This window comes from Sporobacter termitidis DSM 10068 (assembly GCF_900130065.1).
GTDB lineage: Bacteria > Bacillota > Clostridia > Oscillospirales > Oscillospiraceae > Sporobacter > Sporobacter termitidis.
In genome coordinates this window covers 39,151-58,267 of the sequence record NZ_FQXV01000001.1, presented here as the reverse complement: position 1 = coordinate 58,267, position 19,117 = coordinate 39,151, and the positions used below count along the sequence as shown (strand labels likewise).

Genomic DNA, 19,117 nt, shown 5'->3' with positions numbered 1-19,117 from the left:
TATAGTATAATAAAATCAAAAATTACCAAAACGGATGAGACGCCATGGAGGGATATAATGCAGGAAGTTATCAGAAAACAGATCATGCCGGATACGAATCTGACATGCGTCAAAACGGACAAGTTCAAGACCTGCTGCCTGTCGGTCAATCTGATCACAAAGCTTGATAAGGACACGGCGGCCAAAAACGCGCTCCTTCCCCGGGTTCTGCTTCGCGGTACCGCCACGCACCCGGACATGGAGCAGGTCAACAGCTACCTGGACGAGCTGTACGGCGCCCGGATTCTCCCGATGGTGCGAAAAAAAGGAGAAAAGCACTGCATCGGCTTCCTCGCCGATTTCATTGACGACGATTTTGTGCCCAAGGGCGAAAACATCCTGGAAAAAACGGCGGCGCTCCTGGGCGAGATGCTGCTGGCGCCGGCTACCCACGGCGGGCTTCTCATCTCCGATTACGTCGAGAGCGAGAAAAAGAACCTGATCGACGATATCCGCGCGGGCATCAACGACAAGCGGAGCTATTCCCTCGACAGACTGTTCGAGCTGATGTGCGACCATGAGCCCTTCGGCATCAACAGGCTGGGCGATGAGAAGAACGCCGAGACCATCACGGCCGCCTCGCTGACGAAGCATTATAAAAGCATCATCGCGGCCTCGAGGATTGAAATCTTCTACTGCGGCGCCCACGAGCCGGCGCGTGTGGAGGCGGCGCTGCTGGGCTCCCTCGAAGCGCTGCCGCGCGCGGGCCGCGCCGAGGACATCGCCACCGACGTCCGGCTGGAGGCCACAGCGAAGGAGCCCAGGACGTTCACCGACAAGCTGGACGTCAATCAGGGCAAGCTGACCGTGGGGTTCCGGCTGGGCAAGACGATGCTGTCCCCCAATTACGCCGCGCTGATGGTCTTTAACGCCATCTACGGCGGCTCGGTGACGTCCAAGCTGTTTTTAAACGTCCGCGAGAAGCTGTCGCTGTGCTATTACGCCAGCTCGATCGTTGAAAAGCACAAGGGCATCATGGCGGTCGCCTCCGGCGTGGAATTCGCAAAGTTCGACGAAGCGCTCCGCGAGATCCTCGCCCAGCTGGATGCCATCCGCCGCGGCGAGATCAGCGACTGGGAGCTCGTTTCGGCCAAGCGCGCCGTCATCACCTCGATCAAATCGACGATGGACAGGCCGACGGGACTGGAGGAGCTGTTCTTCGACCAGTCCATCGCTTCCATCAAATATACGCCGGACGAGCTGGCCGGGCTCTGCGACGCCGTAACCGCCAAGGAGGTCGCCGATATCGCCTCCGGCATCGAAACGGATATGATCTATTATCTGACCGGGACGAACAGTTCCGCAGGGACAGGCAGCCCGGCCGTCGCGGCCGGGGCCGGAAACGGAGGCGAAAAAGCATGAGAAATAAGGGATACGATCTGATCCGCGAGCAGGTGTTCAGCGAAAAGCTGGAGAACGGCCTGTCCGTTTTCGTCATTCCGAAGCGCGGTTACAATAAAAGCTACGCCTTTTTCGCCACCGACTACGGCGGGGCCGACAGGCGCTTCAAGCTCGGCGGCAACTGGATCGATACGCCGATGGGCGTGGCGCATTTTCTGGAGCACAAAATGTTCGATACCAAGGACGGCAACGCCCTGACCGACCTGTCGGCCAACGGCGCCTCCCCCAACGCTTTCACCTCGTCGGATATCACGGCCTATCATTTTGAAAGCACGGAGAAATTTGAGGAAAACCTCGAGATTCTTTTGAGCTTCGTCTCCATCCCCTATTTCACGCCGGAGAGCGTCCAGAAGGAGCAGGGCATCATCGGCCAGGAGATCCGCATGACGGAGGACGAGCCGGATTACGCCGTCTATTACGGCCTTATGAAGGCGCTGTACAAGCACAATCCCCTGCGGGATTCCGTGGCCGGGACGGTGGAGAGCATCGCCCAGATCACGGCCGATACGCTCTACAACTGCCACAATGTCTTTTACAACCCGTCCAACATGGTCCTGTGTGTGACCGGCGACGTGGACCCGGAAAAAATCGTGGCCGCCGCCCGCCGGATTTTACCCAAGGAGCCCGGCGAGGTGCCCCAGCGGGACTACGGTCCGGCAGAATCGCAGGTTCCCGAGACAAAGCGGGCCGAGCAGAAAATGGAGGTCAGCATCCCGATCTTCCTGATGGGCGCCAAAGCCGTCCCGGTGAAAGACGGCCGCGACTATTTCCGTCAGGAGCTCGTCGGCGCGTTGGCTCTCGACATCCTGGCCGGCCACTCTTCTCCCCTCTATTTGCAGCTGTACGGCCAGGGACTCGTCAACAGCGGCTTTTCCGCCGCCTACGAGTCGGCCGCGGGCGCCTTCTACACGATGGCGGGCGGCGAAAGCTCCGACCCCGACAAGGTTTTTAAGCTGTACAAGGCCGAGGCAAAGCGACTGGCAGACCGGGGCGTCGACACCACGCTGTTCGACCGGCTGAAAAAGGCCATGACGGGCCGCCAGATCAGGATGCTGAACTCCTTTGACAGTATTTGCTATAACTATGCCCAGGGCTATTTCAGAGGCTACGACGCCTACGAGGCCGTCGACATCCTGAACGCGGTGACGCCGGAGGATGTCGTGTCGTTCATCAGGACAAACCTGGCGCCCGACAACCTGGCGCTTTCCATCATCAGCCCTTATCAAACAGCCTGACCCGCCGCACAACGGCGGCGTCCGGCGAATATTATTTACAGATAGAAGTGGGTGTTTCTTTTGCAGGACGTGAAAATATCGTTTCCCATGTTCGGCAGCCAGTTTGTGCTGGACCCGCCGCGGTATTTTATGGTTTTCGGCCGTCCGGTCTACTGGTATGCCGTCATCATCGTCGCCGGCTTTCTGCTGGCCACGCTTTACATCATGAAGCGTCGCCGCGAATTCGGGCTTTCGCAGGACAACGTCCTGGACCTGTTTATCTATGCCGTCGTCTCCGGCGTCGTCGGCGCGCGGCTGTACTACGTCATCTTTAATCCGGCCGATTATATCGGACCCGGCAAATGGCTGAACATTTTTAAAGTCTGGGAGGGCGGGCTGGCCATCTATGGCGGCATCATCGCCGCCGTCATCTGCATTTTCTTTTACGCCAGAAGCAAAAAATTGCCGGTTCTCGTTTTCTTTGACGTTGGCGGTCTTGGCCTGCTCATCGGGCAGGCTGTCGGGCGCTGGGGCAATTTCATGAATCGGGAGGCCTTCGGCGGCAGGACGGACCTGCCCTGGAAAATGGGCCTGACAACCGCCCAGGGAACGGTTTACGTCCACCCCACGTTTCTGTACGAATCGCTGTGGAATATTCTCGGTTTTATCCTGATTCATATATTTTCGAAAAAATACAGAAAATATGACGGGCAGGTTTTTCTCGCCTATCTCGCCTGGTACGGCTTCGGTCGCTTTTTCATCGAGGGACTCAGGACGGACAGTCTTTATCTGTTCCATACCGATATCCGCGTCTCGCAGCTCGTTGCGGCGCTGACTTTCTGCGCGGCTGTATTTATCCTGCTGCGCAACCAGCTGCGCCGGAAATTCACGCCCGAAGACCTTTATGTAAATAGGGCTGGTCCGGACAAAGCCCACTCTGCTAAAAAAAATCAGGAAGAGACCGACGGCGCCGGAGCCGAAAAGCATAATGCCGATATGGATGCCGCTTTTGGAGCGGCCGACGAATAATATTATTTTTATTGAAGGAGGCAGATGAATGATGACAACTTTTGACGACCTGAAGCAAAAAGCCAAGGATACCATGGAAACCCTCGCCGACAAGTCCGTTGAGTTTTATAAGGTTGCCGAGGAGCGGACGAAAATTTTCGCAAAAATCACAAAGCTGAGCGCGGAGGTCACGTTTGAAAAAGGCAACGTGAGGAAGCTTTACAGAGAGCTCGGCAAACTGTATTACGACCTCAACAAAACAAACCCCGAACCCGGCTTCGCCCAGACCTGCGCCGAGATCGACACCTCGCTGGACACTATTTCCGCTAAGCAGAAGGAGATCGACGAACTCCGGGGCTGCGCGGATTTTGAGCCCGTTGACGACGAGGGCGACGTGGAAGACGAAGCGGACGAAAAAGACGGTGTTGAGATCATCGTCGAGGATTTTGAAACCCCGGCCCCCGGCACGGATACGGTTGAGCCCGGAGAAAGCGTGCAGGACACCATCGATCAGGAAGGCGATGCGGGAACCGACAAGATGCCGCCGCCATTCACACTTTAATGCCCGGTTTGCCGGAATCACCTTTGATAATTTATTTTACAAGAAGATTCTTCATTTTACGGAGAATCTTCTTGCTTTTTCGGATTTATTCACGCGTTGAATAAATATTTGTTCAACGGCCATGTTCCCGCAGCCTTCCGGATTGTTGCATGGAATTGGCTTGAATTCGGATGCAGGAAGATTTAAATGCCGACGCATAAAGCAGACGCCTTTACTAAAAATAAACCGTATGCCGGGCGCGATAATCTTCGATAAATATTCGTTTTAAGTTCGAATTGTCACGTATTTATCACAGTTTTTCACAAAGCAAAACACGCCTGTTAAATATTTAACGTAGTGCGCATTTTTATTTTTGTATTATTTACTTTGTTTTTTGGAGTATTGTATGAAATAGGCAGTTTGATACGGTTTAAGGGAGCATTTATATTTACTTCGTTGAACCCAAGTGTTAAAATCATACCAGTCTGACAGGTAAATTTTCCTGGATTATCACATTATTGTGACATGCAGACTGTTATGTGTTTTCCATGTGAAAGGAGAAAATCATTTGAAAGCACATGAAATTATGGAAAAGCGCATGGCCTTCTCTTTTGAGGTCTTCCCCCCGAAAACCGACGAAGGCATGACGAAGCTGGCGGGAAAAGGCGGTGTCCTGGAGAAGCTGTATAAGCTGAAGCCCGACTATATTTCCTGCACCTATGGCGCTGGCGGCGGCAACGTCGGTAAAAACCTGGAGGTTCTGGACGCCGTCAAGGCTTCCGGCAGCGTTATCCCCATCACGCACTTTACCTGTATCGGGAATACCCATGAGGGCATCAAGCAGCAGCTCCAGACGTATCTGGAGCACGGCATCGATCACATGCTGGCGCTACGCGGCGACCTGCCCTTCGGCTGGACCGGCACGGGCGGCGACCTGCATTACGCCACAGAGCTTGTGAAGTTTGTCCGCGACACCTTCGGCGATAAGTTCACCATCGCCGTGGCCGGCTCGCCCGAGGGCCATATCGCCTGCCGCAGTCTGGAGGCTGACATTTCCTTTCTGAAGCAGAAGCAGGATGAGGGCGCCAACTTCATCATGACGCAGCTGTGCTGGGATATGGACCAGTTCCGCCGCTGGGTGGACGCCATTCGCAAGGCCGGGGTCACCCTGCCCATCGACGTGGGCATCATGCCCGTTCTGGACGCTGCCGCCACCATCAATATGGCGCTTTCCCGTAACGGCTGCGTCATACCCAGAGCGCTCGCCGAGATCATCTCCAGGTACTGGATATTCCCCAACCCCTTTGCGCCCGCTGACGACGCTGCCGACACCAAGAAAGCCGCTTTCAAGGAAGCCGGCATTGAATATACCATCAGGCTTATCGACGAATACCGCGTCTGCGGCATTGCCGGCATCCATCTCTATGCGCTCAACAAGTACGACGACGTTGCCCGCATTGTCTTGGAGTCCGGCATCAAGGACCTGTGACCGCCGCCCTTAATTGACGTCCTTTTTAAGGAAATCCTTATAAAAATATCAGGAGGTTTATCATGGAGATTAAATCCGATATCGAAATCGCCCAAGCAACAAAAATGGACCATGTTACCGAGATTGCCAAGAAGGTCAGCATCGACCCGAAATATATTGAGCAGTACGGCAATTACAAGGCGAAAATCGACCTCAACATCTGGAACGACCTCAAAGACAAGCCCAACGGCAAGCTCGTTCTCGTGACAGCCATCACCCCGACGCCGGCCGGCGAAGGCAAGACGACCACAACGGTCGGTCTCGGCGACGGTCTGCGTTATATCGGCAAGAAATCCGTCGTGGCGCTGCGCGAGCCCTCGCTGGGCCCCGTGTTTGGCGTGAAGGGCGGCGCGGCCGGCGGCGGTTACGCTCAGGTCGTTCCGATGGAAGATATCAACCTCCACTTCACCGGCGACATGCACGCCATCGGCGCCGCCAACAACCTGCTCGCCGCCATGCTGGACAACCATATCTGGCAGGGCAACGCGCTGAACATCGACCCGAGACGCATCACATGGCGCCGCTGCGTCGACATGAACGACAGACAGCTCCGCAATATCGCCGACGGCCTCGGCGGCCGCACGAACGGCTTCCCCCGCGAGGACGGTTACGACATCACCGTCGCCTCCGAGATCATGGCCGTTCTTTGCCTGTCCTCCGACATCACCGACCTCAAGGCGCGTCTTGCGCGCATCATCGTCGGCTACACCTACGATGAGAAGCCTGTCACCTGCGGCGACCTGAAGGCCCAGGGCGCCATGGCCGCCCTGCTGAAGGACGCCCTCAAGCCCAACCTTGTCCAGACGCTTGAACATACGCCCGCCTTTATCCACGGCGGTCCGTTCGCCAATATCGCGCACGGTTGCAACAGCGTGACGGCCACAAAGCTGGCCCTGAAGCTTGGCGACTACTGTGTCACGGAGGCCGGCTTCGGCGCAGACCTCGGTGCGGAGAAGTTCCTCGACATCAAATGCCGCATGGCCGGCCTCAAGCCCAGCGCCGTCGTTATCGTTGCCACTGTCCGCGCCCTCAAGATGCACGGCGGCGTGCCGAAGACGGAGCTCAACACGGAGAACCTCGAGGCTCTTGAAAAGGGCCTGCCGAACCTGCTGCAGCACGTTGAGAACATCACAAAGGTCTTTAAGCTCCCCGCGGTCGTCGCCATCAACGCTTTCCCGTTTGATACGAAGGCGGAGCTCGATCTCGTGGAGAAGAGATGCAACGAGCTGGGCGTCAACGTGGCTCTGTCCGAAGTCTGGGCAAAGGGCGGCGCCGGCGGCGAGGCTCTGGCGAAGGAAGTCGTCCGGCTCTGCGAGTCCGGCGAAAACAACTTCGAATTCTCCTATGACCTGAATCTCCCCATCAAGGAAAAGCTCGAGGCCATTTCCAAGAAAATTTACCACGCCGACTCCGTCGAGCTTGTGGCCAATGCCGTCAAGCAGTGCAAACAGCTGGAAGATCTCGGCTTCGGCAACGTGCCGATCTGTATGGCGAAGACGCAGTACAGCTTCTCCGACGATCCGGCGAAGCTCGGCGCGCCCAAAAACTTCAAGGTCACCGTCCGCAACCTCAAGATTTCCGCGGGCGCCGGCTTCATCGTCGCGCTGACCGGCGATGTCATGACAATGCCCGGTCTGCCGAAGGTCCCGTCCGCCGAGAAGATCGACGTCGACGCGTCCGGCAAGATTTCCGGCCTGTTCTAATATCTCCGCGTGTTATACCGCCGCTTTACAGCGGCGGTATAACACGAAAACAGCGCACCGCGGCGCCAAATTATAAAGGAGAATTGTAACTATGTCATTTGTCACTGTCAGCTGCACCGAATTTGTCGACGTGCTGGCCTCTAAGGCGCCTGTTCCTGGCGGCGGCGGCGCTTCCGCTCTTGTCGGCGCCGTCGGCACCGCGCTTGGCTCCATGGTCGGCAACCTCACGGTCGGCAAGAAGAAATATGCGGACGTGGAGGCGGATATCTACGCCATCATGGACAAAGCCGCGGCACTCCAGAAAGAGCTCCTGCGCCTTGTGGATGAGGACGCCGTTGTGTTCGAGCCTCTCTCCAAGGCCTACGGCATCCCCAAGGACGACCCGAACCGTGAAAAGATTATGGAAGACGCCCTGAAAGCCGCCTGTTCCGTGCCGATGGATATTATGCGCGCCTGCTGTAAGGCCATTGAGCTGCACGAGGAGCTGGCCGCAAAAGGCAGTGCCCTTGCCCTTTCGGACGTGGGCGTCGGCGTTATCTTCTGCAAATCCGCGCTCATGGGCGCCAGCCTCAACGTGTTTATCAACACAAAATCAATGACGGACAAGGCGTACGCCGCCCAGATTGAGAAGGAGGCCGACGGGCTTCTCGCCAAATACTGCGCACAGGCCGATAAGATTTATGACGCTGTTATTACCCGTCTGAGATAGGAGAAGGATACCTTATGGCTGAACTGTTAAAAGGCGCGGCCGTCGTCGCCGCGCTGAATGAAAAAATGACGGCGGAGATCACCAATCTCAAATCGAAGGGCGTGAGCCCCACCCTCGCCATCCTCCGCGTCGGCGAAAGGCCGGACGACATCTCGTATGAAAAGGGCGCCATGAAGCGCTGCGAGACTGTCGGCGTTGCGGTCAAAAACATTGTTCTCCCCGCCGATGTGACCCAGGACGTGCTGATACAGAATGTTGAATCGCTCAACAACGACAAGGGCGTGCACGGCGTTCTCATCTTCCGCCCTCTCCCCAAGCATCTGGACGAGGAAGCGGTCCGGAAAGCCCTGAAGCCCGAGAAGGATATCGACGGCATCACGGACGGGTCGCTGGCCGGCGTCTTCACCGGCAACGGCAACGGCTTCCCGCCCTGCACGGCCCAGGCCTGCATGGAAATCCTTGATTTCTACAAGGTCAACTGCGCGGGCAAGCGCGCCGTGGTTATCGGCCGAAGCCTCGTCGTGGGCAAGCCCGCGGCTGTCATGCTGATGGGCAAAAACACCACCGTCACTGTCTGCCACACCAAGACCGTCGATATGCCCGCGGTCGCACGGACGGCTGAAATCCTGATCGTGGCCGCCGGCAAGGCCAATGCCGTGACGAAGGAATACCTCGCTCCCGGCCAGATCGTCGTCGACGTGGGCATCAATATGACGGCAGACGGCAAGCTTTGCGGCGATGTCAAATTTGACGACGCCGAGCCCATTGTCGGCGCCATTACACCGGTTCCCGGCGGCGTTGGAACGGTCACAACATCGGTGCTTGTCTCTCATGTTGTGGAAGCCGCTAAAAAATTATTGTAATTTTGTACTGAAATATGTTATAGTAATTGTTGCGGAATTTTGGAATGATTTGACGCAACATTTACCTGTGCTAAGCGCTGCGTATACGGCGTCAGAACCGCTTAGAGAAATCAATAGTTATTAAGGAGCAAAATTTATGATCGTCATTGCTGAAAAATTGAACGGCTCAATACCCACCTGCGCCAAAGCTATTGCCGAGCGTAACGCCGATTATATCCGCGATATCGCGAAGAAGGAATCCGAAGCAGGCGCCACCTTTATCGATGTTTGTGCCTCCGTTAAGGAGCACGAGCTTGAGACACTCAAGTGGATGATCGACCTTGTACAGGAAGTCACCGATACACCCATTTCAGTGGACAGCCCGGATGTTCATGTCTGCGTCGAAGGTATTAAGCTCTGCAAGAAGCCGGGCCTCTTTAACTCTGTCTCGGGCGAGGGCGACAAGATCGACGTGGCTTTCCCGATCATCGCCAACACCAAATGGGAGGTTATGGCACTTCTTTGCGACGACACCGGCATTCCGAAGACCGCCGCCAAGCGTATCGAGGTCTTTGAGAAGGTCATGGCCAAGGCCAAAGAATACGGCATCGCCGACAGCCGCATCCACATCGACCCGCTTGTCGAGATGCTTTGCACCTCCGAGGACGGCATCGCCATGGTCGTCGAGGTCATGACCTATATCAAGTCGCACTACCCCAAGGTCCACATTTCCGGCGCCGTATCCAACATTTCCTTCAACCTCCCGGTCCGCAAGCTTGTCAACCAGGCTTTCTGCGTCCTCGCCATGAACGCCGGCATGGACAGCGCCGTTCTCGATCCGCTGAATCAGGATCTCATGGGCATGATCTATGCCACCGAGGCTCTCCTTGGGATGGACGAGATGTGCATGGAATATATCGGCGCTTACCGCCAGGGCATTTTTGGCCAGAAAAAATAAGTTTGTCGCCCAGCGTAATTTCGCTTAATCAATAATTTTTTAATTATTAACAGGAGGAATTTCAAATGTCAAAAATTAAGGATGTCGCGCAGGCCGTGGAACTCGGCAAAGTCAAACTGATCGAAGGTATCGTGCAGGAAGCTATCGATGCCGGTGATGATCCCAACGCCATTCTCAACGAGGGTATGATCGCCGCCATGGGCGTTGTTGGCGCCAAATTTCAGGCCAACGAGATCTTCGTTCCCGAAATGCTTGTCGCTGCCAAGACGATGAAAAAGGGCGTTGAGATCCTGAAGCCCCATCTCGCCGGCGACAGCGTTGGCAAAAACGGCAAATACATTATCGGCACAGTCGCCGGTGACCTCCACGATATCGGCAAGAACCTGGTCGCGCTCATGATCGAGTCCGCCGGTTTCGAAGTCATCGACCTGGGCGTTGATGTCCCGGCCGAGAAGTTCGTCGAGGCGATCAAAGCCAACCCCGACTGCAAAGTCGTCGGCGCTTCCGCCCTTCTGACGACCACGATGGATTCCCTCAAGAACACCGTCAAGGTCATGATCGACGCCGGTTGCAAGAGCCAGGTCAAGATCATGGTCGGCGGCGCTCCGATCACCCAGGCTTTCGCCGACGAGATCGGTGCCGATGCTTACACAGCTGACGCCGGCGCTGCCGCTGTCAAGGCTGTCGAGCTCATCTCCAAATAAGTTTCCGAACTGTTAAAACCCGGGCTCAATGCCCGGGTTTTTGCTTTATGAAGCCGTTTTATTTTACCAGGAGCCTGATCGACAGGATGAGGTAAAGTATCTGATCGGCATTTTTAAAATCAATGCCGGTCAGCTCCACGATCCGGTTCAGCCTGTATTCCATGGTCGTCCGATGGACGAAGAGCTCCTTGGATGTTTTGACGGCGTTCATCTGATTGTCGAGATAGACTTTCAGCGTATGCAGATAATCGCTCTGGTTTTCCTTATCGTATCTGTGCAGCGCCAATATTTCCGGCGCGCAAAAAAATCGCGCGTCAAGCTCCTCCGTCAGCTTCGCTTCGGCGTAATAAAGAACCATCTCAGAAAACTTGTGATACCAGAGCGAGGGAAATTTTCTGAGTCCCGTGCGCAAGGCAATGTTTGCCTGCATAAAATGCGGGCGCAGCTCCATGATATCCGTAAAAATATTGCCGTATCCAACGCGGAAATAGCCGTCCCGGAATGTTTCCAGATAGGTGGAGGCAAAGCGCTCCACAGACCCGTCATAATGCTCCAGATGCACCACGCAGACGATGTCTCCGTTATATTCAAAGGAGCAGCAATCGTGGAAGTCCCGGTTAAACATCTGGCAGTAATACGGAATCGTCCTGTTATAATAATCCCTTTCGCTGGGCATGATGCTGGCGCAGAGATACGGCCCGTTGAAATCCCAGCCGCGCTGGGCCAAGCTGTTTTCCAGCCGCCAGCTTTCGACGGATTCTCCGCGCAGCAGATCGGCAAGCATGTCCCCCAGATGGTCTTGCGGCATCGTGCCGCTCCTGTCGGCCAAAAGGTCGAAAACGAGCTGGACGTACGCCGTGAAAAACCGGAGCAGTCCCGCTTCATAGCCGCGGAACGCGTTCCTGTCTTCCGCCAGAACGACCCTCCCGGCATATTCACCCCCGTGGAACACGTTCATGCAAAGCCCGCGGATCGTAAAGATGCTGGGCTCATAGATAAACGGCTCTTTCAGATTCCGTACTTTATAGAAAATAATATCGTTCTTGAAGAATGTGACGACCTCGGGCGGCAGCATATCCGGGTCCGTCTGCTTGATGCCCGACACCTCGCACATGCGGTTGACCTGATTCGATTTGCCAATCAGATGAAAGTCCTCGTTGCAGACAGCCAATTCGTTGTGATTAAAACTTGGAGCCATCAGCTCCACCAGATACTGGACGCCGCGCCCTTGATAGACGCCCTCCAGCAGCTTTAACTCCAATGCATTATATTCCTGAAAAATGCGGATAACCTTATTTGACAGCTCTCCCAGCTGCAGCTTTTCGTCAAGCGCGAGCAGGCGCAGTGGCCCTTTCGTATAGCTTTCGGGCGGCAGGCCGATGCAGATCATGGCCGCGCCGTCCTGGATCGAAATCGTTTCAGGCAGCGTGTCCGACGGCGCGAGATAGAGGACATCCGCTTTCAAAACCGCTTCACTGCAGTATATTTCACATCCTTCGAGGTTAAACGGACTGTCGGTATTAACATAGTTTTTGTATAATGCCGGACAGCCGAGCGCATCCTCAACAACACCAATGCATAATTTCAAGCGAACACCTCCCAGTCTGTTTATTCACATTGTAGATGATCCGGGCGAAATAATCAATAATATTGTACTATTTACATAAACACCTCCCGACGATATAGTAAGGTTACGGCTTCACGACGCCGTATACTGAAATAATTTTACTTACGGAGGTAACTGCAATGGACCAGAAATCTGCAATGTCGACATTCGACGAACGCATTCAGCTTGTGAATCGGGCGATCTCCCTTGAAGAAACAGGCAAAATCCCGTTTGTGCCCTTCTTCTCCTCCGTCATGCAGCGGCTGAACGGCTCGAGCTATAAAGATATCTATTACAATTACAAACAGGCCGGCGACGCCACGATCAAATTCTACGAGCAGTATCCCGCGTGTGACGCGCATTGCTTCCTGGGCTTTACAAGCGGCCGGGCCAATGAGGCGGCCGGCACATCCATCATCGACTGGCCGGGGCGTCCGGGGACCATCGTTTCCGACTACAGCTCCCATCAGGTCCTTGAACGGGAGTTTATGGCCCCGGAGGAATACCGGGAGCTGCTGGACGACTACACGGGCTTCATGATGCGCAAATACCTCCCCCGGGTCTATTCGAACCTGCAGGGTGTTTCCGGCATTACCTATACGCCGACCGTCGTTTTGAGCACGTCCTTGCTGGCGCCGATGTACTCCCCCGCCGCGCTGGAGGTTTACAAGACCCTGGCGGAGGTCGCAAAGCTCGATGCCGACGCGGCCGCAGCGAGCGGCGAATACAATGCCAAGCTGGCGGCAATGGGTCTCCCGCCGTTCTTCTCCGGCCTGTCCGAAGCGCCCTTCGATATCCTGGGTGACTATTTCCGCGGCACGGTCGGCCTGATGATGGACCTGTTTGAATATGAGGACGAGATCATCGCGGCCTGCGATATGTTCGCCGACCAGCAGATCGCCGCGCTGCAGTATTTCAAAACCGCTCCCCTGCCCGTCAAGCGCGTATTCTTCCCGCTGCACAAAGGCATGGACGGCTTCATGAGCCCCGCCCAATATGAAAAGCTTTATTGGAAGCCGCTCAAGAAGATTTTCATGGCGCTCATCGATATGGGCGTCACGCCGATCCTCTACACCGAGGGCCGCTACAATTCCCGCCTGGAGCAGCTCATCGATGTCCCCAAGGGAAAGGTCATCTACCATTTTGAGGACGTGGATATGAAGCGGGCCAAGGAGGTCGTCGGCAAGGTGGCCTGCATCACCGGAAACCTGCCGGTGGCTATGCTGGAATTCGGGAAAAAGGAGCAGGTCTCGGACTACTGTAAATTCCTGATCGACACATGCGCGCCCGGCGGCGGCTATATCTTCGATTTCAACGGCAGCCTTGAGAACACAAAGAAGGAAAATCTGGACGCCATGTTTGAGGCTTTCGCAAAATACAGGTAAGTACATAAAAAATGCGCGCCGCCTGAAATCTTCAAGCGGCGCGCCCTTTTTTTAACTCAATCCTCAAAGGATTTATTCGACGTGTCCCCGAAATAGTTGTTGCGGAAGCGCTTCGGCGAAACGCCGGTCTCTTTTTTGAAAACTTTGGTGAAATAGCTCTGGTCCTTGAACCCGCACTGGCTGGAAATGATGGCGAGGCTGACACCGTCCTCCAAAAGCATTTTTTTGCTCTTCTCGACGCGCACCTTCGTGATATACGCCGTCAGGCTCATGCCGGTCTCCTGCTTGAAAATGCTCGACAGATACGACTTGCTCAGGTAGACCTCCTTCGCCAGCGAATCGAGGGTGAGCTTCTCGGCGCAGTTTTTCTTGATATAGTTTGTGATCTTGAACACCACGTCGGAATGCTTGACCTGCGCCAGGTCGAAGGCCTGGACGATGAACCGCCGGACGATGTCCGATATCCAGAAGGCCAGCTGGTCGACGTCCACATACGATTCGATCTGCAATATAAAGTTTTCCGACAGCCGGAACGTCTCCGTCGGGTCGGCGCCCGCCTCAATAGTGGCGCGGGACAGGATGACCAGCAGCTCCAGTAGCCGCGCCTTGATGGCGCTGATGTCAAAGTTCGAATAAACGTAGATATGCGCCAGCATCTCGTTGAGCATCTGCAGCGCCGAATTTTTCTCCCCGCGCAGCACGGCGATCCTAAGATCCTTCTCGAATTGCAGAAGCATGTCCGCGCTTTGGGTGTCCATGTCCTCATAGTAGTCCTTGGCGACATAGATCTCCTTGAGGATCTTCTCCTGGTCATACAGGAGATTCTGGAGCTTCTGATGCTCGACGCCCGAGATGTGCGCCGTCACCACCGACAATATCTCCGAGATGTGCTGGACCTTTTGTGTCGAAAACTCGCTCAGCTGGGAAACGGACCAGGCCATCTCCTGATTCGGCAGGTCCACCAGAACGTCGTCGACGTCTCCCATGACAAACGGGCCCAGCACGAGCCCGCCGGCCAGCGCGCCGGAGCTGTTGGAAATAGACGCCGCGACGAACGTCAGGCCCAACGGGCAGTAATAGATGTATCTGCCGTTCCAGCGGTGCGCCTCATGGCAGCCGTACAGGTGCGTTTGAAGCTCGTCGGTCCGGTATGTGCAGTGCGCGCAGAAATTCTTCAGTTCATCCTGGTGCAGCAGACAAGGCGGTTCATTTTCAGGCACGTCGACGATCTTGCAGCCGATTTCCAAAAGCTCGGAAAAATGCTTTTGATATTTCTCGCATTTCTCTTGCAAACGTGGTACCATTGCCCGCCCCCCCTTCTCATTAAAAAATTAAATCCATGTAAATTTTTTATCTAATTTAGAATAAAGCTGAATTGTATTTTTGTCAACTTTTATGTTTTTCCCAGAAAATAAAAAAATAAAAAAGCGCAGGCGATGATGCCCGCGCGGTTTTATGTCAATCACGAAACCTTTTTAACGCACAAATCAAAGGCCACCGTGGCCGCTTCCACGGCGTCGTCCGTATAAATATCGGCGCCGATATGATCGCAGAACCGCTGCGTGACCGGTGCGCCGCCGACCATGATCTTGACCTTGTCCCTATAGTTCTTTTCACTGAACAGCTCGACCACGTGACGCATTTCTTCCATCGTCGCCGTCAGGAGCGCCGAGCAGCAGACGATATCAGCGTTATTTTCCACAGCGGCGCTGAAAAACTGCTCCGCGGAAACGTCGACGCCCAGATCCACGACCTTAAGCCCCTTGCTCTCCATCATGATGCGGACGATATTTTTCCCGATATCGTGCATATCGCCCTTGACGGTGCCGATCACAATGATTCCCGGCGATTCCGAACTATCCTCCAGCAGATAGGGCTTTAATATCTGCAGTCCGGCATTGATGGCGCGGGAGGCCACGAGGACCTGCGGAACGAACACTTCATCAAGCTTGAACAGGTTCGCCACAACGCGCATCCCGTCAAGGAGGCCTTTTTCCATGATGATTCGCGGTGGGATTTTTTCTTCAAGAGCCTGTTGCACCGCTTCCTGAACCTTTGCAGAACGACCCTTTTGCAGATAATCACTAATGCGTTCCAGCGTCGTCATTTCTTTCTCCCCAACAATGCAATTCTTATTGATTCTATCACGAACGTCCGGGTATTTCAATTAAAAAAAATCTTAAGGAAACCGGGGCGCGCGCCGCTAAATAAGAAAGGATTCTTCGCCTGCCGGCCGGGAACGACATGCTGTGTCATTCCGAGGAGCTCCGGCCCCGAAGAATCCTTTATGTCAGGGAAAAGAAATGCCGGTCAGTACTTTAATGCGGCCTGCTCCTCCACAAATCTGTAGGTGCCGCCGGGCTGCTGCTCGGCAACGATCGTCCTGTCGTGGAATTTCTGCAGGGACGAGCGATGGCCGATCGATACGATGGTCGCATCCTTCATCCGATCAAGCAGCATCGTATAGAGTACCTCTTCCGAAGGCTCATCCATGGACGCCGTGGCTTCGTCGAAGAACAGATAATCGGGGTTATACAAAAGCGCTCTGGCAACGGCCACGCGCTGCTGCTCGCCGCCGGAGAGTAGATGATTCCAATGCGCGACCTCATCGAGCCTGGGGACAAATTTTTCAAGGTCCACATCCCGTAGCGCCTGTTCAATAGCCGGGCGGCTGTATTTCTCCGCCGGCTCGGGATAGCAGATGGCGTCCACAAGCCTGCCGATGGGCAGGTATGGCTGCTGCGGGAGCACCATGATTTTTTTGTCCTCCGGCATGCGCAGGCTCCCCTGGCCGAAGGGCCAGATATCCGCGATGACACGGAACAGCGTCGTTTTGCCGGCCCCGGTTTTCCCTTTTACAAGAACCTTCTCGCCGTGCTTGATCACCATGTCCTTTGCTGAAATTTGCAGCTGTCCGGTGGGCAGATTGGCGTCCAGCCGGTCGACCCTGATTTCGTCCAGCGCGTGCTTTGTGATATTGATCTCGGAATTGGCCAGGATTTCCTCGCTGTGCCTGGAGCTGTCAAGGAAGTCGGAAAGACGGTTGATGACGGCTTTCCAGGTGGCCAGCCCGACATACGACGTCTGGAAGAATGTGAACGCGGTGAGGACGGTCTGGAAAGCCTGCGATATCTGCATGATGGCACCGTATCCGCCGGGAATCGACCCCGCGAAGTAGGACGGTCCCAGGAGCACCGAAATAACGAGACCGTTCAGCATTGAAAGTCCGGTGTTCCATAGAAGCGTTTTCATCATCCTGCTGACCACTCTGAACGTGTTGGCGATAACGTCGCCAAGCCGGACCATGAGGCTTTCATGTTCCACGTCCTCGCCGCGCAGCAGGGATATCTGCTCGCTGTTTTCTCTGACGCGGACCAGTGAGAAACGGAAGTCCGCCTCATATCTCTGCTGATTATAGTTGAGTTTGACCAGCCTTCTGCCGACCTTGTGGACGATAAAGGTGGTCAGGAACGCCCAGACAAGCGCGATGACGATGAAATACCCCGGGAAGGACCAGTCTGTACCGCCGAGGAAAAGCGGAATCGCACTGGACAGGTCCCAAAGGATCATCAGGAATATCGCGAACATGATGATCTGCTGGATCAGCTGCAGCGTGTATGTAATGAAATTCGTGATAAACAGGTTAATGTCCTCTTGAATACGCTGGTCGGGGTTATCGGTCGAATTGCCGGTAATCTGCAGCCTGTAGTGATTGTGATTGTTCATCCAGTCATCCAGATAGCGGGACGTCATCCAGTTGCGCCAGCTGACCGTCAGCCATCCTTCGATGTAGGCCTTGAGCCCGGCCGAGAGGGTCAAGGCAGCGGCAATTGCCAGGAACAAAACGAGCTGCTGCTTCCACAGCGCGTAATTGCTCAGCATAAAGGCGTTGGTCCAGTCCAAAAACCATTTATTATAACGGACATTGGCCATGACGACGAGGACCATCAAGGCCACGTCGGCCAGGATCAGCAGCCAGGCCTTTGCCCGGTCCTCAGACCTTATCCAGTAAGGAGCCGACAGCCTCCCTATTTGTTTTACAGTCTTTATTAGGTTCCTCATTGTTATCTCCTTCAATAATTATTTTGAATGCCCAGCATACCTGAAATATCAGAGATCATTTCGGCATCGCTGACGTAACAGTCGGGGAACAGCCGCCTGGGCGCTATTTCTTGGTCTCGGCAGCTTTCTTGTCCAGGCGCGACTGCTTTGACGTCTTGATGCAGATAACGACGATGATCGGCGGCAGAACGATGGCCATGGCAATGAGCATCGAATTTGTCGGAGGATAAAACAACGGGGTGTCTTCGGCAGCCGGTGCCGCCGGGGCGGACGCAGTCGGCGCCGGCACGGCGGGGCTGGACGCGGCGGCGTTCACGTTGATGGCCGCCAGGCCGTCAACGGCAACGACACCGCCGGCCGGAACATCTGTGGTGACGCTGCCGCTCTGGTCCGTCGTGCCCAGCGCGGCGCCTGTATCCGGGTCCACGACGGCCGCGTCGGCCAGCGGCGCGGAGGAATACGCAAAGGTCGTAAAGTCCAGCGTCCAGCTTGTGGCCGTCACGGTCGCTTTCCCATCGGCAATAGTGGCCGTCAACGCTATGGCCTGAGCAGCGACGGCCGGATCGCTGGAGACGGAGATGACAATGTTGTCGCCGGCCTTGACCGGCGCAACGTCGGCCGTGGCGGGATTTGCCGGGTCCGACCCGAGGGGCGCGCCGTTGAGGATGACGTAGGGCGTCGCCGTCACGCCCCACGCCCTTGTGATGAGGAACATGTTGTAGGTCTTGTCGATGCCGCCGGCATAACCGTCTTCGCCGCCGGAGTAGTAGGCTTTGTGGGCCGCCTTGATGGCGCCCTGTACGGTCATGTCGGTGACTGTGACGGGTTGTGCCGCAACGTCGAGCTGCCCGTCCACGCTGACGCTGACATACACGGTGGCGTCAGCGGCCAGGGTCATTGGTGTCACCGCCGCCAGCAGGATCATGGCGATGACGAGCGCGAGTACTTTTTTCATCATTTGCCCTCCTATATTATAATTTGCCGATGTCGCCTGGGGATACCTTCGCGTTCTTCGAAAATGCCGGGGGTGTCCGTTGATGTATGCGCCTCAATTATTGGGATATATTTCTAGATATAGCTATTTTAGTAATACCTGTCAATATAACTTTAAAATCAGTATGTTTTTTATGTAATAATTAACATGACTTTCACGTTATGGCGGGATCTCTCCCCTATTTGCAGCAGCAACGATAAAATGAGGCAGGCTGTCTCTCAGTGAAAACAGCCTGCCTCATTTTATTCCCCGGCGCTTTGATAAAATAAAAATCTTGACATCCACTTTTTGCCACAGTATAATCTGCCTAATAACTTCGATGGAGACTTCTTTATGAACAGTAATTTCCCGATGCCCCAGCGGCAGATGCGAATCGTACTTCAACGGTCGCGCCGGTAGCTTTTCAGTAAGCCGGTGCGGGCG

The 19,117-nt window shown here is 55.1% G+C and carries 16 protein-coding genes; 11 read left to right on the top strand and 5 right to left on the bottom strand.

Features of this window, described 5'->3' with window-relative positions; genetic code table 11:
• Positions 1-57: 57 nt before the first annotated feature.
• From yfmF to BUB60_RS00210, 10 genes are all read left to right on the top strand, one after another.
• Positions 58-1,401, top strand: coding sequence for an EF-P 5-aminopentanol modification-associated protein YfmF (yfmF, locus tag BUB60_RS00255; protein WP_084726120.1), 1,344 nt, complete (start codon positions 58-60; stop codon positions 1,399-1,401).
• Positions 1,398-2,675: an EF-P 5-aminopentanol modification-associated protein YfmH gene (gene yfmH, locus BUB60_RS00250; RefSeq protein ID WP_073075652.1), complete on the top strand. Its 1,278-nt coding sequence runs from the start codon at positions 1,398-1,400 to the stop codon at positions 2,673-2,675. Before yfmF ends, yfmH begins: the two co-directional genes overlap by 4 nt.
• Positions 2,676-2,744: 69 nt before the next feature.
• Positions 2,745-3,683: a prolipoprotein diacylglyceryl transferase gene (gene lgt / locus BUB60_RS00245; RefSeq protein ID WP_242941137.1), complete on the top strand. Its 939-nt coding sequence runs from the start codon at positions 2,745-2,747 to the stop codon at positions 3,681-3,683.
• Between the two features lie 28 nt (positions 3,684-3,711).
• Positions 3,712-4,224, top strand: a complete 513-nt coding sequence (locus tag BUB60_RS00240) for a hypothetical protein (protein WP_073075651.1) — start codon at positions 3,712-3,714, stop codon at positions 4,222-4,224.
• A gap of 547 nt (positions 4,225-4,771) precedes the next feature.
• On the top strand, positions 4,772-5,692 hold the full coding sequence (locus BUB60_RS00235; RefSeq protein WP_073075650.1) for a methylenetetrahydrofolate reductase: 921 nt from the start codon (positions 4,772-4,774) through the stop codon (positions 5,690-5,692).
• A 62-nt stretch (positions 5,693-5,754) separates the two neighbouring features.
• On the top strand, positions 5,755-7,434 hold the full coding sequence (locus BUB60_RS00230; RefSeq protein ID WP_073075649.1) for a formate--tetrahydrofolate ligase: 1,680 nt from the start codon (positions 5,755-5,757) through the stop codon (positions 7,432-7,434).
• Positions 7,435-7,525: 91 nt separating this feature from the next.
• Positions 7,526-8,143 carry a cyclodeaminase/cyclohydrolase family protein gene (locus BUB60_RS00225; RefSeq protein WP_073075648.1) on the top strand — a complete coding sequence of 206 codons (618 nt, stop codon included), beginning with the start codon at positions 7,526-7,528 and terminating at the stop codon, positions 8,141-8,143.
• A gap of 14 nt (positions 8,144-8,157) precedes the next feature.
• Complete coding sequence (locus tag BUB60_RS00220; protein WP_073075647.1) at positions 8,158-9,006, top strand: bifunctional 5,10-methylenetetrahydrofolate dehydrogenase/5,10-methenyltetrahydrofolate cyclohydrolase; 849 nt, start codon at positions 8,158-8,160, stop codon at positions 9,004-9,006.
• Between the two features lie 136 nt (positions 9,007-9,142).
• Positions 9,143-9,943: a methyltetrahydrofolate cobalamin methyltransferase gene (locus BUB60_RS00215; protein WP_073075646.1), complete on the top strand. Its 801-nt coding sequence runs from the start codon at positions 9,143-9,145 to the stop codon at positions 9,941-9,943.
• A gap of 65 nt (positions 9,944-10,008) precedes the next feature.
• Positions 10,009-10,647, top strand: a complete 639-nt coding sequence (locus BUB60_RS00210; RefSeq protein WP_073075645.1) for a corrinoid protein — start codon at positions 10,009-10,011, stop codon at positions 10,645-10,647.
• A 58-nt stretch (positions 10,648-10,705) separates the two neighbouring features.
• Here the strand turns inward: BUB60_RS00210 and BUB60_RS00205 are convergent, their stop codons facing one another.
• The gene (locus BUB60_RS00205; RefSeq protein WP_073075644.1) at positions 10,706-12,235 is read right to left on the bottom strand and encodes a PucR family transcriptional regulator; all 1,530 of its coding nucleotides are present in this window, start codon (positions 12,233-12,235) and stop codon (positions 10,706-10,708) included.
• A gap of 158 nt (positions 12,236-12,393) precedes the next feature.
• Here BUB60_RS00205 and BUB60_RS00200 point away from each other — a divergent pair, with 158 nt between their 5' ends.
• Complete coding sequence (locus BUB60_RS00200) at positions 12,394-13,638, top strand: uroporphyrinogen decarboxylase family protein (protein WP_073075643.1); 1,245 nt, start codon at positions 12,394-12,396, stop codon at positions 13,636-13,638.
• Positions 13,639-13,694: 56 nt separating this feature from the next.
• Here BUB60_RS00200 and BUB60_RS00195 read toward each other — a convergent pair whose 3' ends face one another.
• The 4 genes from BUB60_RS00195 to BUB60_RS00180 form a co-directional block, all read right to left on the bottom strand.
• The gene (locus tag BUB60_RS00195; protein WP_084726119.1) at positions 13,695-14,942 is read right to left on the bottom strand and encodes an AraC family transcriptional regulator; all 1,248 of its coding nucleotides are present in this window, start codon (positions 14,940-14,942) and stop codon (positions 13,695-13,697) included.
• A 158-nt stretch (positions 14,943-15,100) separates the two neighbouring features.
• The gene (locus BUB60_RS00190; RefSeq protein WP_073075641.1) at positions 15,101-15,745 is read right to left on the bottom strand and encodes a corrinoid protein; all 645 of its coding nucleotides are present in this window, start codon (positions 15,743-15,745) and stop codon (positions 15,101-15,103) included.
• A gap of 203 nt (positions 15,746-15,948) precedes the next feature.
• A complete protein-coding gene (locus tag BUB60_RS00185; RefSeq protein WP_073075640.1) occupies positions 15,949-17,700 on the bottom strand; it encodes an ABC transporter ATP-binding protein/permease in 1,752 nt (583 codons plus the stop codon).
• A gap of 103 nt (positions 17,701-17,803) precedes the next feature.
• A complete protein-coding gene (locus BUB60_RS00180; protein WP_073075639.1) occupies positions 17,804-18,655 on the bottom strand; it encodes a hypothetical protein in 852 nt (283 codons plus the stop codon).
• Positions 18,656-19,117 lie beyond the last annotated feature (462 nt).

Coding starts and splice junctions, on each gene's coding strand:
- yfmF (WP_084726120.1), top strand. CDS start 58: ATGCAGGAAGTTATCAGAAAACAGATCATGCCGGATACGAATCTGACA.
- BUB60_RS00225 (WP_073075648.1), top strand. CDS start 7,526: ATGTCATTTGTCACTGTCAGCTGCACCGAATTTGTCGACGTGCTGGCC.
- BUB60_RS00180 (WP_073075639.1), bottom strand. CDS start 18,655: ATGAAAAAAGTACTCGCGCTCGTCATCGCCATGATCCTGCTGGCGGCG.
- BUB60_RS00215 (WP_073075646.1), top strand. CDS start 9,143: ATGATCGTCATTGCTGAAAAATTGAACGGCTCAATACCCACCTGCGCC.
- yfmH (WP_073075652.1), top strand. CDS start 1,398: ATGAGAAATAAGGGATACGATCTGATCCGCGAGCAGGTGTTCAGCGAA.
- BUB60_RS00230 (WP_073075649.1), top strand. CDS start 5,755: ATGGAGATTAAATCCGATATCGAAATCGCCCAAGCAACAAAAATGGAC.
- BUB60_RS00240 (WP_073075651.1), top strand. CDS start 3,712: ATGATGACAACTTTTGACGACCTGAAGCAAAAAGCCAAGGATACCATG.
- BUB60_RS00220 (WP_073075647.1), top strand. CDS start 8,158: ATGGCTGAACTGTTAAAAGGCGCGGCCGTCGTCGCCGCGCTGAATGAA.
- BUB60_RS00195 (WP_084726119.1), bottom strand. CDS start 14,942: ATGGTACCACGTTTGCAAGAGAAATGCGAGAAATATCAAAAGCATTTT.
- BUB60_RS00210 (WP_073075645.1), top strand. CDS start 10,009: ATGTCAAAAATTAAGGATGTCGCGCAGGCCGTGGAACTCGGCAAAGTC.
- BUB60_RS00200 (WP_073075643.1), top strand. CDS start 12,394: ATGGACCAGAAATCTGCAATGTCGACATTCGACGAACGCATTCAGCTT.
- BUB60_RS00190 (WP_073075641.1), bottom strand. CDS start 15,745: ATGACGACGCTGGAACGCATTAGTGATTATCTGCAAAAGGGTCGTTCT.
- BUB60_RS00185 (WP_073075640.1), bottom strand. CDS start 17,700: ATGAGGAACCTAATAAAGACTGTAAAACAAATAGGGAGGCTGTCGGCT.